Source organism: Pseudomonas sp. 10S4 (assembly GCF_034344865.1).
Lineage (GTDB): Bacteria > Pseudomonadota > Gammaproteobacteria > Pseudomonadales > Pseudomonadaceae > Aquipseudomonas.
Genome location: NZ_CP133774.1, coordinates 2,320,962 through 2,336,866 on the forward strand (window position 1 = coordinate 2,320,962; position 15,905 = coordinate 2,336,866).

General features: G+C 59.4%; 12 protein-coding genes and 4 pseudogenes. 7 read left to right on the plus strand and 9 right to left on the minus strand.

The window, feature by feature from the left end; all coding sequences use genetic code 11:
* Nucleotides 1–2 precede the first annotated feature (2 nt).
* From RHM58_RS10795 to RHM58_RS10805, 3 genes are read right to left on the minus strand one after another with little or no spacing between them, the layout of a single operon-like run.
* Nucleotides 3–263 carry a phosphopantetheine-binding protein gene (locus RHM58_RS10795; RefSeq protein WP_201199993.1) on the minus strand — a complete coding sequence of 87 codons (261 nt, stop codon included), beginning with the start codon at nucleotides 261–263 and terminating at the stop codon, nucleotides 3–5.
* The gene (locus RHM58_RS10800) at nucleotides 244–1,053 is read right to left on the minus strand and encodes a lysophospholipid acyltransferase family protein (protein ID WP_322270337.1); all 810 of its coding nucleotides are present in this window, start codon (nucleotides 1,051–1,053) and stop codon (nucleotides 244–246) included. Before RHM58_RS10800 ends, RHM58_RS10795 begins: the two co-directional genes overlap by 20 nt.
* Nucleotides 1,029–1,754, minus strand: coding sequence for a beta-ketoacyl synthase chain length factor (locus tag RHM58_RS10805; protein WP_201205104.1), 726 nt, complete (start codon nucleotides 1,752–1,754; stop codon nucleotides 1,029–1,031). The genes RHM58_RS10800 and RHM58_RS10805 overlap by 25 nt, the downstream gene beginning before the upstream one ends.
* 356 nt (nucleotides 1,755–2,110) lie before the next feature.
* On the opposite strand from RHM58_RS10805, the gene RHM58_RS10810 reads away from it, so the two are divergent.
* Entirely contained in the window at nucleotides 2,111–2,881 is a 771-nt protein-coding gene (locus RHM58_RS10810; protein ID WP_322270338.1) for a ParA family protein, read from the plus strand.
* Nucleotides 2,882–3,012: 131 nt separating this feature from the next.
* On the opposite strand, the gene trxC is transcribed toward RHM58_RS10810, so the two are convergent.
* Nucleotides 3,013–3,447, minus strand: coding sequence for a thioredoxin TrxC (gene trxC / locus RHM58_RS10815; protein ID WP_123435540.1), 435 nt, complete (start codon nucleotides 3,445–3,447; stop codon nucleotides 3,013–3,015).
* A gap of 191 nt (nucleotides 3,448–3,638) precedes the next feature.
* Here trxC and RHM58_RS10820 point away from each other — a divergent pair, with 191 nt between their 5' ends.
* Nucleotides 3,639–3,935, plus strand: coding sequence for a type II toxin-antitoxin system HigB family toxin (locus tag RHM58_RS10820; protein ID WP_201200001.1), 297 nt, complete (start codon nucleotides 3,639–3,641; stop codon nucleotides 3,933–3,935).
* Entirely contained in the window at nucleotides 3,932–4,333 is a 402-nt protein-coding gene (locus RHM58_RS10825; RefSeq protein ID WP_322270339.1) for a transcriptional regulator, read from the plus strand. The genes RHM58_RS10820 and RHM58_RS10825 overlap by 4 nt, the downstream gene beginning before the upstream one ends.
* A gap of 2 nt (nucleotides 4,334–4,335) precedes the next feature.
* Here RHM58_RS10825 and selO read toward each other — a convergent pair.
* From selO to RHM58_RS33995, 5 genes and pseudogenes are all read right to left on the minus strand, one after another.
* Nucleotides 4,336–5,729, minus strand: a pseudogene (selO, locus tag RHM58_RS10830) (protein adenylyltransferase SelO).
* Nucleotides 5,730–5,846: 117 nt separating this feature from the next.
* Nucleotides 5,847–9,190 (minus strand): annotated as a pseudogene (gene mscK, locus RHM58_RS10835) (mechanosensitive channel MscK).
* Between the two features lie 36 nt (nucleotides 9,191–9,226).
* Nucleotides 9,227–10,970, minus strand: a pseudogene (locus RHM58_RS10840) (potassium/proton antiporter).
* Between the two features lie 392 nt (nucleotides 10,971–11,362).
* Nucleotides 11,363–12,235 carry a methyl-accepting chemotaxis protein gene (locus RHM58_RS33990; RefSeq protein ID WP_371925560.1) on the minus strand — a complete coding sequence of 291 codons (873 nt, stop codon included), beginning with the start codon at nucleotides 12,233–12,235 and terminating at the stop codon, nucleotides 11,363–11,365.
* 30 nt (nucleotides 12,236–12,265) lie between these two features.
* A pseudogene (locus tag RHM58_RS33995) lies at nucleotides 12,266–12,988 on the minus strand (MCP four helix bundle domain-containing protein); the annotation flags it as partial.
* Nucleotides 12,989–13,262: 274 nt separating this feature from the next.
* Here RHM58_RS33995 and RHM58_RS10850 point away from each other — a divergent pair.
* The 4 genes from RHM58_RS10850 (at nucleotide 13,263) to RHM58_RS34005 (ending at nucleotide 15,843) form a co-directional block, all read left to right on the plus strand.
* Nucleotides 13,263–13,493, plus strand: coding sequence for a hypothetical protein (locus RHM58_RS10850; protein ID WP_008149645.1), 231 nt, complete (start codon nucleotides 13,263–13,265; stop codon nucleotides 13,491–13,493).
* Entirely contained in the window at nucleotides 13,490–13,792 is a 303-nt protein-coding gene (locus RHM58_RS10855) for a cell division protein ZapA (protein ID WP_201200008.1), read from the plus strand. The genes RHM58_RS10850 and RHM58_RS10855 overlap by 4 nt, the downstream gene beginning before the upstream one ends.
* 101 nt (nucleotides 13,793–13,893) lie before the next feature.
* On the plus strand, nucleotides 13,894–14,856 hold the full coding sequence (locus tag RHM58_RS34000) for a cache domain-containing protein (protein WP_416195304.1): 963 nt from the start codon (nucleotides 13,894–13,896) through the stop codon (nucleotides 14,854–14,856).
* Nucleotides 14,857–14,859: 3 nt separating this feature from the next.
* Nucleotides 14,860–15,843, plus strand: a complete 984-nt coding sequence (locus RHM58_RS34005) for a methyl-accepting chemotaxis protein (RefSeq protein ID WP_416195327.1) — start codon at nucleotides 14,860–14,862, stop codon at nucleotides 15,841–15,843.
* Nucleotides 15,844–15,905 lie beyond the last annotated feature (62 nt).

Below are 15,905 nucleotides of genomic sequence, written 5' to 3' on the forward strand. Positions count from 1 at the left end.
TCTCAAGCTGCCTGTTTTGCAGTGACGAACGCCGCAAGGCTCGCCACATTGGAGAAGTGGTTACGGGTGTCTTTGGCGTCGGCATCGATCTTGATGCCGTACTTTTTCTGGATCGCCAGGCCGAGTTCCAGGGCGTCGACCGAGTCCAGGCCCAGGCCTTCGCCGAACAGGGTCTGGTCGTCGCCGATGTCGTCGACGCTGATGTCTTCGAGGCCCAGGGCGTCGATGATCAGCGTTTTAATTTCACGGTGTAGATCGCTCATCTTCGGCGAGCTCCTTAATAAAGTAATGGTGCAAATAGTCGTTGAGCTTGCGCGAGGCCTGTGGCGGAGGCCCCTGCTCGGAGAAGGTCTGTGGATCTATATCGGCCCCCACACGGAAACTGAAGTGCACGCGGCGTTTTGGGATCCGATACCAGGGCTCGGCCTTGGTCAATGTGGTCGGGCTGACCTTGATGATCACCGGGGTGAGGATTTTCGCACCCCGCAGGGCAATGGCCGCAGCGCCCCGATGAAAGGCCGGCGGTTGGCCGGGTTGGGTGCGGGTGCCCTCGGGAAAAATGATCAAGGTCTGGCCGCTTTTCAGCGCGTCGGCCGCGGCGTCGAGCATGTCCATGCTGCCGTCGTTGCTGATGTATTCGGTGCGGCGCAACGGACTGCGGGTGAAGGGGTTCTCCCAGAGACTCTTTTTGACCACGCAGTTGGCGTGCGGCACCAGACCAATCAAAAACACCACGTCGATCAGCGACGGGTGATTGGCGATGATCATTTGCCCCGGACGGCCGAGTTTTTCCGCGCCCTGAATGTCGTAGGTCAGCACGCCGCTGCGGGCCATGAACCGGACAAAAAACCAGAAGCAGCGACTGACGGTCTTTCGCGCCCGCAGCCGATGAGCCTGGGCATCACCAGGCAGGCAGCCGAGCAGCGGGAAAACCAGCAACCGCAGGCACAGCCCGCCCAGCCCGAAAAGGGTAAAGCTCGCGGCGGTGGCCAGCAGGCGCCAGTAGTAGGCGTCGCGGTTTTTTTCAGTTACGGGTTGCGTTGCCAGGTCCATACACGATTTTTCCAGGCATGTTGGCAGGTTGACTGCTGGCCGAGCAGGGTACGCAACAGATTCAAGGCATGGGGCCAGTGAGTTTTGGACAACTCGTCCGGGTTGCTGTTCAGGGACAGCTGCCAGTCATTGCCGGGTGTGACTAACAAACCGACCGCATAAGGGAACGGCACATCGTCGATCCAGGTCGAGTAGGCCTCGGGCGGCTGTTCTTCGGTTACCACCAGCAACACTGCGGGCGCGCCTTCCGAAAGCAGCGCCGCCGCCTCCAGCATGCCGTGCTCAAGGCCATCGCCAGCCGCGGCGAGCGCGGTCATTTCACTGGTTTCGCTGCGCATGATCGACCACAGGCCAATGACCGCGTTGTGCACCGAAAGACTGAATTGAGTCGGCGATAGCGGCTGATCGGCCGCCAGATCACTGAGGATTTCGAAGGTGCGCGGGGTCTCGCCGTGACGGGAAATAAAGACCAACGGTAGGTCTTGCCGACCATCGGCCAACGGCCAGCCGACACTGAAGGCCATCCGCGCCAGGCGGCTGAGTCGCCGGCGCTGCATGGCCGGCAAAAACGACACGTCAGGGGCGGCATCGCTGCTCTGGAGCACGACCGGTTGTCGGCTCCAGGCTTGCCAATCGTCCACGCTTTCGAGCCCAGGGGCCCATGCGCGCCATTGGGCGATGTTGAAGTTGATCACAAAGATTCATCCCGCCCCTGCGGGCTTTCCTTGACGCGGCGGCTCGCACAATCTGCGGCCGACCTTACGTGGCGCTTAACGCCGAGTGGCGCGCATTATCCCGGTGCGGCGGGCGGGTAGCAAATGCTGGTTACATTTTGCACAACCAAATGTACCGCTCGGTTCGTGAAAAAGCTGTCGTATGGCTATTGTCCACATTGAGGTCGGCCGATCTGTCGGCTCTGTCTGCGATCAGCGCACGAGTTCGCGGCTTTTTCATCAAGAGATTGCGCCTGACTCTGTAGTCCCTTTGCCCGCGAGGTAGCTAAGCAACGCCGTGGACTACTACACTCGGTCATTCTTTGATACACGGAGGTTTTGACATGCGGCGCGTGGTGTTCAATCAGAAAGGTGGTGTGGGTAAATCCAGCATTGCCTGCAATCTGGCAGCGGTCAGTGCCAGCGAGGGCTATCGCACCCTGTTGGTGGATCTCGATGCCCAGGCCAACTCCACTCAGTACCTGACCGGCCTCACCGGTAATGACATCCCGATGGGGATCGCCGATTTTTTCAAGCAGACCCTGTCGTCCGGGCCGTTCTCGAAGAAAAATCATGTCGATATCTACGAAACTCCGTTCGACAACCTCCACGTCATCACCGCCACCGCCGAGTTGGCCGACCTGCAGCCCAAGCTTGAGGCCAAACACAAGATCAACAAACTGCGCAAACTGCTCGATGAGCTGAGCGAAGACTACGATCGGATCTACCTCGATACCCCGCCAGCGCTGAACTTCTACGCGGTGTCGGCATTGATTGCCGCTGATCGGGTGCTCATTCCTTTCGACTGCGACAGCTTCTCGCGCCAGGCGCTGTATGGCCTGCTGGCAGAAATCGAAGAATTGAAGGAAGACCACAACGAAGGCCTGGAAGTTGAAGGCATCGTGGTCAACCAATTCCAGGCCCGGGCGAGCCTGCCTCAGCAAATCCTCGACGAGTTGATTGCCGAAGGGTTGCCAGTGTTGCCGGTGTACCTGGGCAGTTCGGTGCGCATGCGCGAGTCGCACCAAGCCAACACGCCGCTGATCCACCTTGATCCGCGACACAAGCTGACGCAGCAGTTTGTTGAACTGCATAACTTGCTAGAGAACGCGTGATTCCTGCCGGTAACGCAGAACCCATGTGGGAGCGGGCTTGCTCGCGAAAGCAGTGTGTCAGTCGACATCCACATTGACTGTCACACCGCTTTCGCGAGCAAGCCCGCTCCCACATTTGGTTTGCGGTGGCCTTAGATTCCCTGGCTACGCAACCAACTCATCAACTGCGGCAGCGGAAACGCGCCGCTCTGACGTGCCACTTCCCGGCCGTTCTTGAACAGAATCAGACTCGGGATCGAGCGAATCCCCAGCTGCGCCGACAACTGCTGGTTAGCCTCACTGTCGAGCTTCGCCAACCGACACTTACCCGCCAACTGCCCCGCGGCCTGCTCGAATACCGGTGCAAACGACTTGCACGGCCCGCACCAATCCGCCCACACGTCCACCAGCAACGGCAGATCGCCCTTGATCTGACTGGCGTAATCGCCTTGCTTCAATTCGAAGGGTTTGCTCAGTAGAACCTCGGCCTTGCAGCGGCCACATTTTGGATGGTCGCTGAGGCGCTCGGCGGGGATGCGGTTGAGGCCGTTGCAGTGGGGGCATGGGATGAGGAGTGGGTCAGTCATTGGAGTGTTCCAAATAGAGGCTAATGAAGCTGAGTTGGAGACGTCTGCTCACATTTTCAATCGTGCGGCGGCAATCGTCGACACTACGCTGAGTGTTGCGGGCGAGCCGCTGGTCCGCCCAGGTATATCGCAACTTGCGATATTTCGGATCTGTGATTAACTTTCATAGCAAAATGCGATAAGGATGTTGCATGCATGTGTTCACCGAAAAACCAATTCGGGAGGCTAAAGCCAAATGGCCTCAGGCGGCCAATGCGTTGGATCAGTGGTATCGAATGGCCAAGAGGATCAAGCCAAATGATTTTGCGTCTATGAAATCCTCATTTCCTGCGATCGACAAAGTAGGCGATCTTCACGTATTCGATATCGGTGGCAACAAGTTACGGTTGATCGCTTATGTCCGGTACGGGCATCAAAAGCTGTACATCAAGCATGTGATGGATCACCGCGAATATGACCGGGGAAAATGGAAGGAGGGAAGGGTATGAGTGTTTTGGTCAAAAAGGCTGCCGAGCATTGGGAGTACGTTGCTCCTTTGCTCCGAAAACCAAAAAACGAAGAAGACTACGACCTGTTGGTACTAGCGCTCGACGAATTGTTAGAGATGACCAAGCTTGATGAGTCGCACCCATTGATGAGTCTGGTGGATATCATCGGCGACTGGATTGCGGAGTGGGATCACCAACACCACCCGATGCGCGAAGCGAGTGGTGCTGAGGTTCTGGGTTACATGATGCGCGAGCATGGTTTGACCCGAAGCGACCTGCCCGGCGTACGCCCCCAATCGGTGGTCTCGGAGATATTAAGCGGCAGGCGCCAGCTCAACCTGCGGCAGATCCGCTGGTTGGCTGAGCACTTCAAGGTACCGGTCGATGTGTTTATCTGAAATTACGACGAACAACTAATCTCCAAATGCTTCCCCCACTCCGGCGGCCGCTCTGCGTAGCTCTCCATCCCGGGTTGCTCCGTGAACGGATTGCTCAACACCGCGTGCAGGCGCCGGACCTCGGCATAATCGCCACTCTCCGCCGCATCGATAGCTTTCTGCGCCAAATAGTTGCGCAAGATGTACAGCGGATTGACCGCGTGCATCCGCGTGCGGCGTTGTTCCTGATCAACTACGCCTTCACGAGCAGCCCGGGCGACATAGAGCTCGCCCCAGGTATCAAAACCCTTGATATCGACAAAGTCATCACGCAAGCGAGCGACGGCCAGTTCAGGTGACTCATCACCGAGGCGGCGGAAGAACAGCGTGTAATCGACGCCGCTGTTCTGCATCAGTTGCAGCAGGCGTTCGAGCAGCTTCTGGTCGTCGTCTTCAGCGGGGTGAGGCCGAGGCGGCGGCGCATCAGGTCCAGGTAGTGGGCCTGGTACAGCGGCAGGTACAAGCCGAGGGTTTCGCGCAGGGCGTCGACGCTGATGAACGGCGTCAGGGCCTGGGCCAGGGCGCTGAGGTTCCATTGGCCGATGGGCACTTGATTGCTGAAGGAGTAGCGGCCCTGATCGTCGGAGTGGTTGCAGATGAAGTTGGCGTCGAAGTCATCGAGGAAGGCGAACGGGCCGAAGTCGAAGGTGATGCCGAGGATCGACATGTTGTCGGTGTTCATCACCCCGTGGCAGAAACCATAGGCTTGCCATTTGGCGATCAGTTCGGCGTTGCGCTCGACGATTTCACGGAACATCGCCAGGTACGGTTCCGGCTGTTCCAGGCATTCGGGGAAGTGCATGGCCAGCACGTGCTCGCCGAGGGCTTTCTGCTGCTCGGGGCGCTTGGTGTAGTAGAAGTACTCGAAATGCCCGAAGCGTACATGGCTCGGCGACAGGCGCAGGACCATGGCCGCGCGTTCCTGTTTTTCGCGCCAGACCGGCGTGTCGGAGCCGATCACGCAGAGTGCGCGAGTGGTCGGGATGTTCAGGGCATTCAATGCTTCGGAGGCGAGAAACTCGCGGATCGAGGAGCGCAGTACCGCTCGTCCATCGCCCATCCGCGAGTACGGCGTTTGTCCGGCGCCCTTGAGGTGCAAGTCCCAGTGTTCGCCGGCTTCGTTGTAGACCTCGCCCAGCAACAAGCCGCGACCGTCGCCCAGTTGCGGGTTGTAGGAACCGAATTGATGCCCGGAATAGATCATTGCCCGTGGCTCGGCTTCGGCCCAGAGCTTGTGACCGCCGAACAGCTCGGCGAATACCGGCGTCTCGGCCACGGCCGGGTCCAGGTCCAGCAGTGCCATGGCCGCGGGGCTCGCGACCACCAGCCGCGGGTTGGCGATGGGCTCGGGCAACACATGGGTTGAGAACGCATCGCCGAGGCGGGCGAAGCGATTATCGAAGGTCAGTTCGTCGAGGGCTTTCAACGGCCATCTCCAGCAGAGTGTCCGAGCATTCTGCTAGGGATAAGGCGGTTAGTCGAGTTTGGTCGGCGGCGGCTCTTGTTCCGGGACGTCAGGAGTGTCGATGGTTTTCTTCTCGTCCTCGACCGGCACCAATTTGTATTCCTGACCGTGCAGGTTCTTCAGGTAAACCTCCATCTGACGGAACGAGATGTTGATGTGCTGCTTCTTGAACTCGTGGTTGATGAAGCGGTTGACCTCGTCGATGACCGGGTTGCGGTCGCCGAGGTCACGCACGTGCATGCGCAACTCGTGGTCGAGGGTGCTTTCACCGAAGTTCAGGAAGTACACATGTGGCTCGGGTTCCTTGAGCACGCGCGGGTTTTCCCGGGCGGCTTGCAGCAACAAGGCCCTGACCAGATCCAGGTCCGAACCGTAATCGACGCCGAGCTTGAGGGTCACTCGGGTGATGGTGTCGGTCAGCGACCAGTTGATCAGTTGCCCGGTGATGAACGTCTTGTTCGGGACGATGATGTCCTTGCGGTCGAAGTCGGTGATGGTCGTGGCGCGAATGCGGATCTTGCTCACCGTGCCCGACAGGTTGCCGATGGTGATGGTGTCGCCGATCCGCACCGGACGTTCGAACAGGATCATGATGCCGGAGATGAAGTTCGCAAAGATCTCCTGCATCCCGAAACCGAGGCCTACCGAGAGCGCCGCCACCAGCCATTGCAACTTGTCCCAACTCACGCCGAGTGTGGACAGGGTCGTGACAAAACCGACGCCGGCGATCACGTAGGACAGCAAGGTGGTCGTGGCGTAAGCGCTGCCCTGAGCCAGATTGAGCTTGGACAGCACCAACACTTCCAGCAGGCCGGGTAAGTTGCGCGCCAGGGCGAAGGTGATACCAATGATGATCAGCGCTCCGAGCAGGTCGCCGATGCTGATCGGCACCATGCTCATGTTGGCGCCGGTGCCGCTGGTGTATTCGTAGAGGGTGATGTTGTCCAGGTACGAGAACACTGAAATCAGGTCCGACCAGACCCAGTACAGCGCCGCGATGAAACCGCCGAGCAATGCCAGACGAATCAGGCGCAGGGACTGTTCGTTGACCTTCTCGATGTCCAGCGTTGGTTCTTCGATCACCGCTTCGCCGTCGCCCGCCTCTTTGGCAGCCTGACGTTTGGCCAGGGCGCGTTGATAGGCCAGGCGTCGGGCCGCAACGCTCAAACCACGGACGAACGTCGCTTCAATCACCAGCCAGAACATCAGCAGGTACAGGGTGTTGATCAGCCGGTCGCTGAGTTTCAGCGCGGTGTAGTAGTAGCCAAAGCACACGGCCACGAACAACGCGACGGGCAGGACGGTGAACATGATCCCAACCGCTTTGCGAAACAGCGAGGCGCTCTCGTGGGTCGGGCTGCTGATCAGCAGGCGACTGAGCAGCCAGGCCATCAAGGCATAACACGTCAGCACCACCGGCATCCGAGTACGTCATCGGCCAGGGCCGCCGGTTGCAATTCAGCAACCGCCACCACAGCCACCAGTGCCATGACCACCAGCCCGAGTCGACGGACCCAGCCCTGGAGGAATTCGACCTGAGGTTTTTCCCAGCGGAAATGCAGCTCAGCCACGCCGCCCGGCGCGAGGATCCGGTAGGCGGTGTAGAACACCAGCCAGGCCTGGCCCATTTGCAGCAGCGCGGCGCCCATGTTGGTGTTCTGCCCACGGGCGTCGATCTGCAAGGCATAGCCACACAAGGCCAGGCCCAGCGCCACCGGCATCGCCAGCAGAATATTGATCAGGATCGCCTGGGGCGTGTGCCACTGGCTGTCACGCTTGAAGTGGCCGATGTCCTGGTGAACCTTGTTCAGTCGGGCATACAGACTTTTGCGGCGCCACAGCAGGGCGCCGATCATCAATACCAAGGGCAGGAACAGCAGCGGTCGCTGAATCAGGCCGTCGCTCAGTTCGCTCAGGCTCGAAGTCCAGGGCAGCGTGGTGACTTGACGTTGCAGACGCTCGGGCACGCCGCGCATCCACTCCAGGTCCAGCGGCTTGTTGCTGGGAATCCAGAACATCTGCTCGTCCAGCGTCGCCCGCAGGCTTTGCGCGGTGCTGAGCAATTGCTTCTGGTTGAGTTGCAGGGTGATGGATTCGTTGAGTACCGCACTCAGTTCGCGGTTCAGCCGTTCCAGCAGGTCGGCGCGGGTGTTGGCCAGGTCCAGCAGGTTCTTGCGCAACTGCGGGGTGACTTGCTCTGGCGGTTGAGTCGCCAGCAGGTTGTCGACGTAAGTGGCCGGGTTGCTGAGCAGTTCCCGTTGCTGGCTGACTTCAAACTGATACAGGCGAATGTCGGCGATCTGGTCTGCCAGGTCGCGGTCGAGCTTGAGGCGCGGCAGGGCCTGTTTCTGTTTATAGAGAATCTTGGAGAGCAGCAGGCTGCCCCTGAGCACGTTGATTTGCTCGTCCAGGGCCGAATCGCTCTGGGTCACGCTGTCCAGTTGTTGCTTGGTCTGCAGGTTCTGCTGGGTAACTTCGTTGAGACGGTCGGTGCTTTTGAGCAGGTAGTCCGAGAGCTTCAGGTTCGCCGCGCTTTCAGTGGCCAGCAAGCTGCTGCCGCCGGACTTCTGGGCTTCGATGGACTGTTGGGTCACCGTCTCTTGGGACTGGGCCAGGCGCTTCTGGTTGATCAGGGTTTGCAGGTCCTGGATTTCCTGATCCTGGCGCGCGACTTTTTCCGAGAGCACGTCATGCTGGCTGTTGCCCAGGTCTTGCAGTTGGCTGTTGCCGGCCAGTTCCTGGCGGCGCAGCGGAATCAGGGCGTTGAGTGCCGCGAGTTCGGCGTTGAGCTGATCACGCTGCTCGCCGCTCAAGGTTTTGCCGTTGTCTTTACCGGCCTTGAGGATGTTGTTGATCTGCTGAATGCGCGTCTGGCTGCTGGCGATCTCGGCCTGGGCGCGCTCGGGGCGGGTCTGGGCGGTGATGATCAGGCTGTTGGCGTCGGCCAGGGCTTTTTGCAGATCGCTTTGCTGGGTCGAACGCTCGGTCAGCATCTGCTCGAGTTGCGCGATCGACAGATTGGCGTAGCGTTGCTCGATCGGCACCACTTTGGTGGCTTTGAGCCGGGCCAGCTCGCGCTGGTTCTCTATGTTCTGCTTGGGCGCAGTGGCCAGTTGCTGCTTCAAATCGATCAGTTTCTGATCGTAATCACGCCTGTTGTTGAGCTGGGTCAGCGTGTTCTGCAGGACGGTTTGCAGGGCTTTCTGATCGGCTTCCGGCAGTTTGCGGTCGGCGATCTTGTCCAGGCTCGCCTGCACGGCTTCGCTGGACGGCGGTTCGGCAGCTTGAAGTGTACCGACGGAGAGGCTCAAGCCCAGCAGGGCCATGATTAAAAAATTGCGCAGGGTTGGCATAGAGACCGATCGAAGCTAGGTGAAAAGAATGGCAGTTTAGAGGAACAAGCCCGGACCGGGGCGACTTCCTTCGGGGAATCTGACGCCCACTTTGCCGATCTTGTTCCCTTCCATGACCGCAACGGTCCAGATGGTGTTGTTCCACTCCACTTGGTCGCCCACGACCGGCGCGCCGCCGACCTTCTGGGCAATGAAGTGGGCCAGGGACATGTCCGGATCGATGCCTTCGACTTTCAACCCGTACAGCGCCGCAACCGCAGCCAGCTGGGCGTCTCCTTCGAGTACGAAGTCGCCGAAGAAGCGCAAATCGAGGCCGCGTTGCGGTGCCTGGCTGAAGAGTTTTCCGAGCGCTGCCAAGTTGTGTTCGTGACCGATTACGCAGAGCAAATCGTCGACTTCGAGCACTGTACTACCCGACGGATGGAGTAGTTGCTGGCCACGAAACAACGCCGCGATACGCGTGCCATCGGGCATTTTCAGTTCACGTAGAGGCGAGCCGATGCACCATTTCTCGGCACCGAGGCGATAAACGAACATCTCCCACTCGCTAGTGACGTGGACTTCCAGTGCTGAACGGGAGATCGGTGCCGGCTCTGGCGGAACCGTCACCTTCAACAATTTGGCGACCCACGGCAGGCTCGTGCCCTGCACCAGCAGCGACACCAACACGATAAAGAAGGCGAGGTTGAAATAGAGCTGAGCGTTCGGCAGCCCGGCCATCAGCGGGAACACTGCCAGAATAATCGGGACCGCGCCGCGTAGGCCTACCCAGGAAATAAAGGCTTTTTCGCGGCCATGGAACGCTTTGAACGGCAGCAGGCCGACCATCACCGACAGCGGCCGGGCGAATAAAATCATCCACAGCGCCAGGCCCAGCGCGGGCAGAGCGATCGGCAACAAGTCGTGAGGCGTGACCAGCAGCCCCAGCACCAGGAACATGCCGATCTGGGCCAGCCACGCCATGCCGTCGAGCATGTGCAGAATGCCGTGACGGCTGCGCACCGGACGGTTGCCGATCACCAGACCGCACAGATAAACAGCGAGGAAGCCGCTGCCATGCAAGGCGTTGGTCAGGGCGAACACCAGCAGACCGCCGGCAATCACCAGAATCGGGTACAAGCCGTTGGCGAGGTTGATGCGGTTGACCAGTTGCAGCATGACCCAGCCGCCGCCCAGGCCGATCACACCGCCGATGCCGAACTCGCGCACCAGATGACCGAGCAGGCTCCAGTGCAGGCCGGTCTGACCGCTGGCGAGCATGTCGATCAGGGTCACGGTGAGGAACACCGCCATCGGGTCGTTGCTGCCGGATTCGATTTCGAGGCTGGCGGTCACCCGTTCGTTCAGGCCTTTGCCGCCCAGCAGCGAGAACACCGCCGCGGCATCGGTGGAGCACGACGATGGCGCCGATCAGCAGGCCTTGAATGATGTTCAGGTTGAACAGCCAGGCTGCCGCCATGCCGGTCAGCCCGGTGGTGATCAACACGCCGACGGTGGCCAGCGATAGCGCCGGCCACAAGGCCACGCGGAAACTCGCCACCCGTGTGCGTAAACCGCCGTCGAGCAAAATGACCGCCAACGCGAGGTTGCCGACCAGATAGGCCGTTGGGTAGTTATCGAAAATAATGCCGCCGCCGTCGACGCCAGCGGCCATGCCCACGGCCAGGATGATCACCAGAATCGGGATACCGAGGCGGGACGAAAGGGAGCTCACCAGAATGCTCGCACCTACCAGCAACGCGCCGATCAAGAACAGGCTGTTGATGGTCGTAGCATTCAAAGGCAATACTCCAGAAAGCTGAAAGGCGGACACAAACTGACCATGCAGTCTGCGTGCCAGCGATTCTAACCTGTTGAAATGTGATGCTGTCAAAAAGCTTTTGGTCCTTCGGACCTTCGCGAGCAAGCCCGCTCCCACAATAGATCTGTGTTGTACACAAACCAGGTGAACAACACAGATCTATTGTGGGAGCGGGCTTGCTCGCGAAGGCGTCAGACCTGCCGACGCTTTTACTGCGCAATCCCTGTGGCGAGGGAGCTTGCTCCCGCTGGGTCGCGCAGCGACCCCAAAAAGGCAACGCCGTGAATCAGATTCAACACGAAGACTGAATTTGCGACTGCTTCGCAGCCGAACGGGGGCAAGCCCCCTCGCCACAGGAGTGGTGTTGTTGATTAGAGGCTAAACCGTCCAACCATGTTGTTCAGGTCCAGTGCCAGGCGTGACAGCTCGTTGCTCGCAGCACTCGTCTGATTCGCCCCGGTCGCCGATTGCACCGACAGATCACGGATGTTCACCAGGTTGCGGTCCACTTCACGGGCCACTTGAGCCTGTTCTTCGGCCGCGCTGGCGATCACCAGGTTGCGTTCGTTGATCTCGACAATCGCACTGTTGATGGTGTCCAGAGACATGCCGGCACCACGCGCGATGTTCAATGTCGATTCCGCGCGTTCGGTGCTATTACGCATCGAATCCACCGCGTGTTCGGTGCCGCTCTGGATGCTGCCGATCATGCGCTCGATTTCGCTGGTGGACTGCTGAGTCCGGTGCGCCAGGGCACGAACCTCATCCGCAACCACCGCAAAACCACGTCCGGCTTCACCGGCACGGGCCGCTTCGATGGCCGCGTTCAGGGCCAGCAGGTTGGTCTGGTCCGCCAGACCGCGAATCACATCCAGCACCTTGCCGATGTCGCGGGATTCGTTGGCCAGGTCGCCAATCAGCGTCGCCGTGCTCTGCACATCGGCGCTCATGCGTTCGATGGCACTGACGGTTTCCTGCACCAGGTCACGGCCGTCACCGGCAGAGGTGGTGGCATTTTTCGAGGCTTCGGAAGTGCTCACGGCGTTGCGGGCGACTTCTTCCACGGCGCTGGTCATTTCGTTGACTGCGGTGGCGGCTTGTTCGATTTCATTGTTCTGCTGAGTCAGGCCGCGAGCACTTTCGTCGGTGACGCTGTTCAGTTCTTCAGCGGCGGACGCCAGTTGCGTCGCCGAGCCGGAAATCCGTTGCAGGGTGTCGCGCAGTTTGTCCTGCATTTTCGACATGGCCAGCAGCAAACGGCCCGCTTCATCTTCGCCGTCGACGGTGATCGGACGGGTCAGGTTGCCTTCAGCGATTTCTTCAGCGGCGCTCAATGCATTGGCGATTGGCTTGGTGATGCTATTGGTCAGCAACCAGGCGAACAGGAACGTCAGTCCGGTGGCGATCACCAGCAGCGTGACAACCAGATTGAAGGCCGAAGCATATTGATCGGAGGCCTGCTGGTTGGTGTCGATGGTCTGCTGGGTATTGATTTCCAGCAGGCGGTTCAGCGCGGTGTTGATCGCGTCAGAGTTTGTCAGCAAATCGGTGTTGAGCAGGGTGCGCAGTTCATCGACCTGATTGTTACGCGACAGCGACTTCATCCGGTCTTCAATCTGGCGATACTGACCCAGCAGCTGCACGTATTGATCATAGGTCGCACGTTCTTGAGGGCTGCTGATCAGCTTTTCATAAACGGTCTGTGCGGTGCGGATCTGCTGGTTGCGGGTTTCCAGCAGATCGATGGTTTTCTGCTGAACGTCCGGCTCGCGGTTAACCATCAGGCGATACGACAACACCCGCTGGCGCAGGGTCAACTGAGTGAACTCATCCAGACTCTTGATGCTTGGCACGCTGTTGGAGGTGATGTCTTCGGCGGCCGCGCGAATCTTGCTCATCTGGTTCAGGGCGAACACACCCAGGATCAGCATCAGAGCGCCAATCAGGGTAAAACCGAGGAACGCCCGCGGAGCGATATTCATATTACGAAGGGACATGGTGTTTACCGAAAAAGCGCATCCGTGCGGGGCTGAGACTGCTGTATGGATGACTTATCGGTCATACGACTAAAGTCTTGAGGCACTGCGTGTATTTGTCGCAGGAAGGGCTCGGCGACGAAGTGCAGGAACCAGATCCGCCTATCACAGTCTTTAAAGTTCGCGAGGAAGGTCGCCCGCCAGGAAAATCAAGGCCTTGCGCCCCAATAACCCTGGCATCGGTGGTGACTTTTCTTTATCGTACGCGCCCTTTGAAAATGCTTGGAAAATCAAAATGTTGGAAGCATCCCTTAGCCAATTGGAACAACTGGTCAGCGACCTGGTGCAACAGAACCAGACTCTGCTGGGCACCAACCAGACCCTGAGTGCAGAACTGGCCCAGGCCAAGGACGAAAACGAAAGCCTGCAACTGAGCCTGATGGAACAGGAAGAAAAACAAGGCGCCACCGCCGCCCGCATCCAGGCCTTGGTTGAGCGCGTCAGCGCCGGCCCTGTCAGCGCATGAATCATGGCACCGCAGGGGTAAAAGTCGTCTCGATCCTGGGGGAGGACTATTCGATCAAGGCGCCGGCCGGGGAAGAGCAAACCCTGCTGGATGCCGCATTGATGTTGAAGGCAGCCCTGGCCGACACCAAAAGGAAGTACCCGACGCTGATCGGTGACCGCTTGTTGGTGCTGGCGGCGATGAATCTGTGTTCCCAGCAGATCGAAATGAAAAAGCAGCACAAGCTCGAACTCGACCGTTACCAAGAGCAAGTCAGCGCCACGGTTGAAGTGATCTCCAAGACGATCAATCAGGCCTGATCGGCTTTGCGCACAACCAAAGAATAAAATTGTCGTTTGCGTTGTATACAATCGGCACGGCTGTTGCAGTGTTTCAGCCTCTTATTCTTTGGGGGTGCTCCATGCAGTTCTGGCGACGCAGTATTCAATGGCAGTTGATCCTGAGTATGGGCACCGCCCTGCTGGTCAGTATTCTGATCGTGGTTGGCGTTTATACCCTGGTGGTCAACCGCCTCGCCCAGAGTTATCTGGTCGAACAGGCACTGCCGTCGAGCATCGAAGCGATGCGCAACGACATCGAGCGAATCCTCGTCCAACCCCTCACCGCCGCCAAGGACATCGCCAGCAACAGCATGGTGCGTGACTGGCTGGCAGCGGGCGAAGACAGTGCCCAGACCGACACCTTCGCGAAGTACCTGGAAGGCATCCGCGCCGAACACAAAGCCTTTACCGCGTTGATTATCGGCACGGCTTCAAACCATTACATCACTGAAAAAGGCCTGGACCGGACTCTCAGTCGTTCCAACCCCAAAGACGCCTGGTTCTACTCCTTCCTCGACAGCAATCAGCCGCGCACCCTCAATATCGACAATGACACCGCGACCGGAGAATTGGCGCTGTTCATCGACCTCAAGGTCGAGCAGGCCGGTAAAGTCGTGGGCGTTGCCGGCCTCGGGCTGAGCATGAAAGAGCTGTCGGAACTGATCCACAACTTCAACTTCGGTGCGCGCGGCAAGGTCTATCTCGTGCGTTCCGACGGTTTGATCCAGGTTCACCCTGAGGCGCAATTCAGCGGTAAACGCACACTGGCCGAGCAAATCGGTGCCTCGGCGGCGCAAGCAGTAATGGGTCAGCTCTCTACCTCCAAAGCGTCTGCCACCAGCAGTTTTACCCGCAATGGCGAAGATTTTCTGGCGTTGAGCCTGCCACTGCGAGATCTCGGTTGGACCCTGGTGGCCGAAGTGCCGCAATCGCAGATCTACGCCGAGGCCCGTCGGGCCATGTGGATGAGCAGCGGCATCGGCCTGGCGGTGGCGCTGGTGTGTCTGATGTTGGTGGTGTTATTGGCCCGCGGGATGGTTTGACCGATCCGTCAGGTAACAGCCGCATTGGTAGCTATCGGTAGCGGTGGTGGAGATTTGACCCACAGGTTAGATTCCAGCCGCGCCGATGAGCTGGGCGACCTGGCGCGAGGCTTCAATCGATTCCTCGAAAGCCAACGCGACATGATCGGCGAAGTGCTGACCACCAGCGAGCGTTTGCGCACCGCCGTCGGCCAAGTGGCTGCGGTGGTGGACAACACCGCCGAGCGCTCCAGTCGCCAGCAGGAAATGACCGACATGGTCGCTACCGCCGTCCACGAAATGGGCCTGACCGTACAGGAAATCGCCCAGAACGCTGGCAATGCCGCGGTCGCGTCGCAAACCGCCCGCGATGAAGCGATGCAGGCGCGGGAAGTGGTCGGTGGTTCAATCCGGCATATTGAAAGCATGTCCGATGAAATCGGCGTCGCGGCCACGGCGGTGGGCGAGTTGGCGCATCAAGTGGCGTCCATCGATCAAGTGCTGGCTGTGATTCGCGGGATATCCGAGCAGACCAACCTGTTGGCGCTTAATGCTGCGATTGAGGCGGCACGGGCCGGCGACATGGGCCGTGGATTTGCGGTGGTGGCGGATGAAGTGCGGACCTTGGCGCGGCGCACGCAGTCATCGACGGATGAGATTCAACAGATGATCGGCAGTCTCAAGCAAGGTGCGGAAAATGCCGTGTCGTCCATGCATTCGGGGCAAGCGGCGACCGGGACTGGTGTTGAGTCGAGCCAGCGCACCGGGACGTCGTTGACCGCGATTACCGGGCAGATCGAGCGCATCAGTGACATGAATCATCAAGTGGCGACGGCCACGGAAGAGCAGTCGGCGGTGACGGAGGAGATCAACCGCAATGTGCAGGGGATTTCCGATCTGGCGCGGGCGACGGCGGGTGAAGTCAGAGCTTGCCGCGAGGATTGTCAGACGTTGCAGCGGTTGGCGGATGATTTGGCGCGGCAGATGGGTGGGTTCAAGTTGAGTTGATGTGTTGTCGGTGCGGGCCTCTTCGCGAGCAAGCCCGCTCCCACATCTATGGTTCCCCCTTT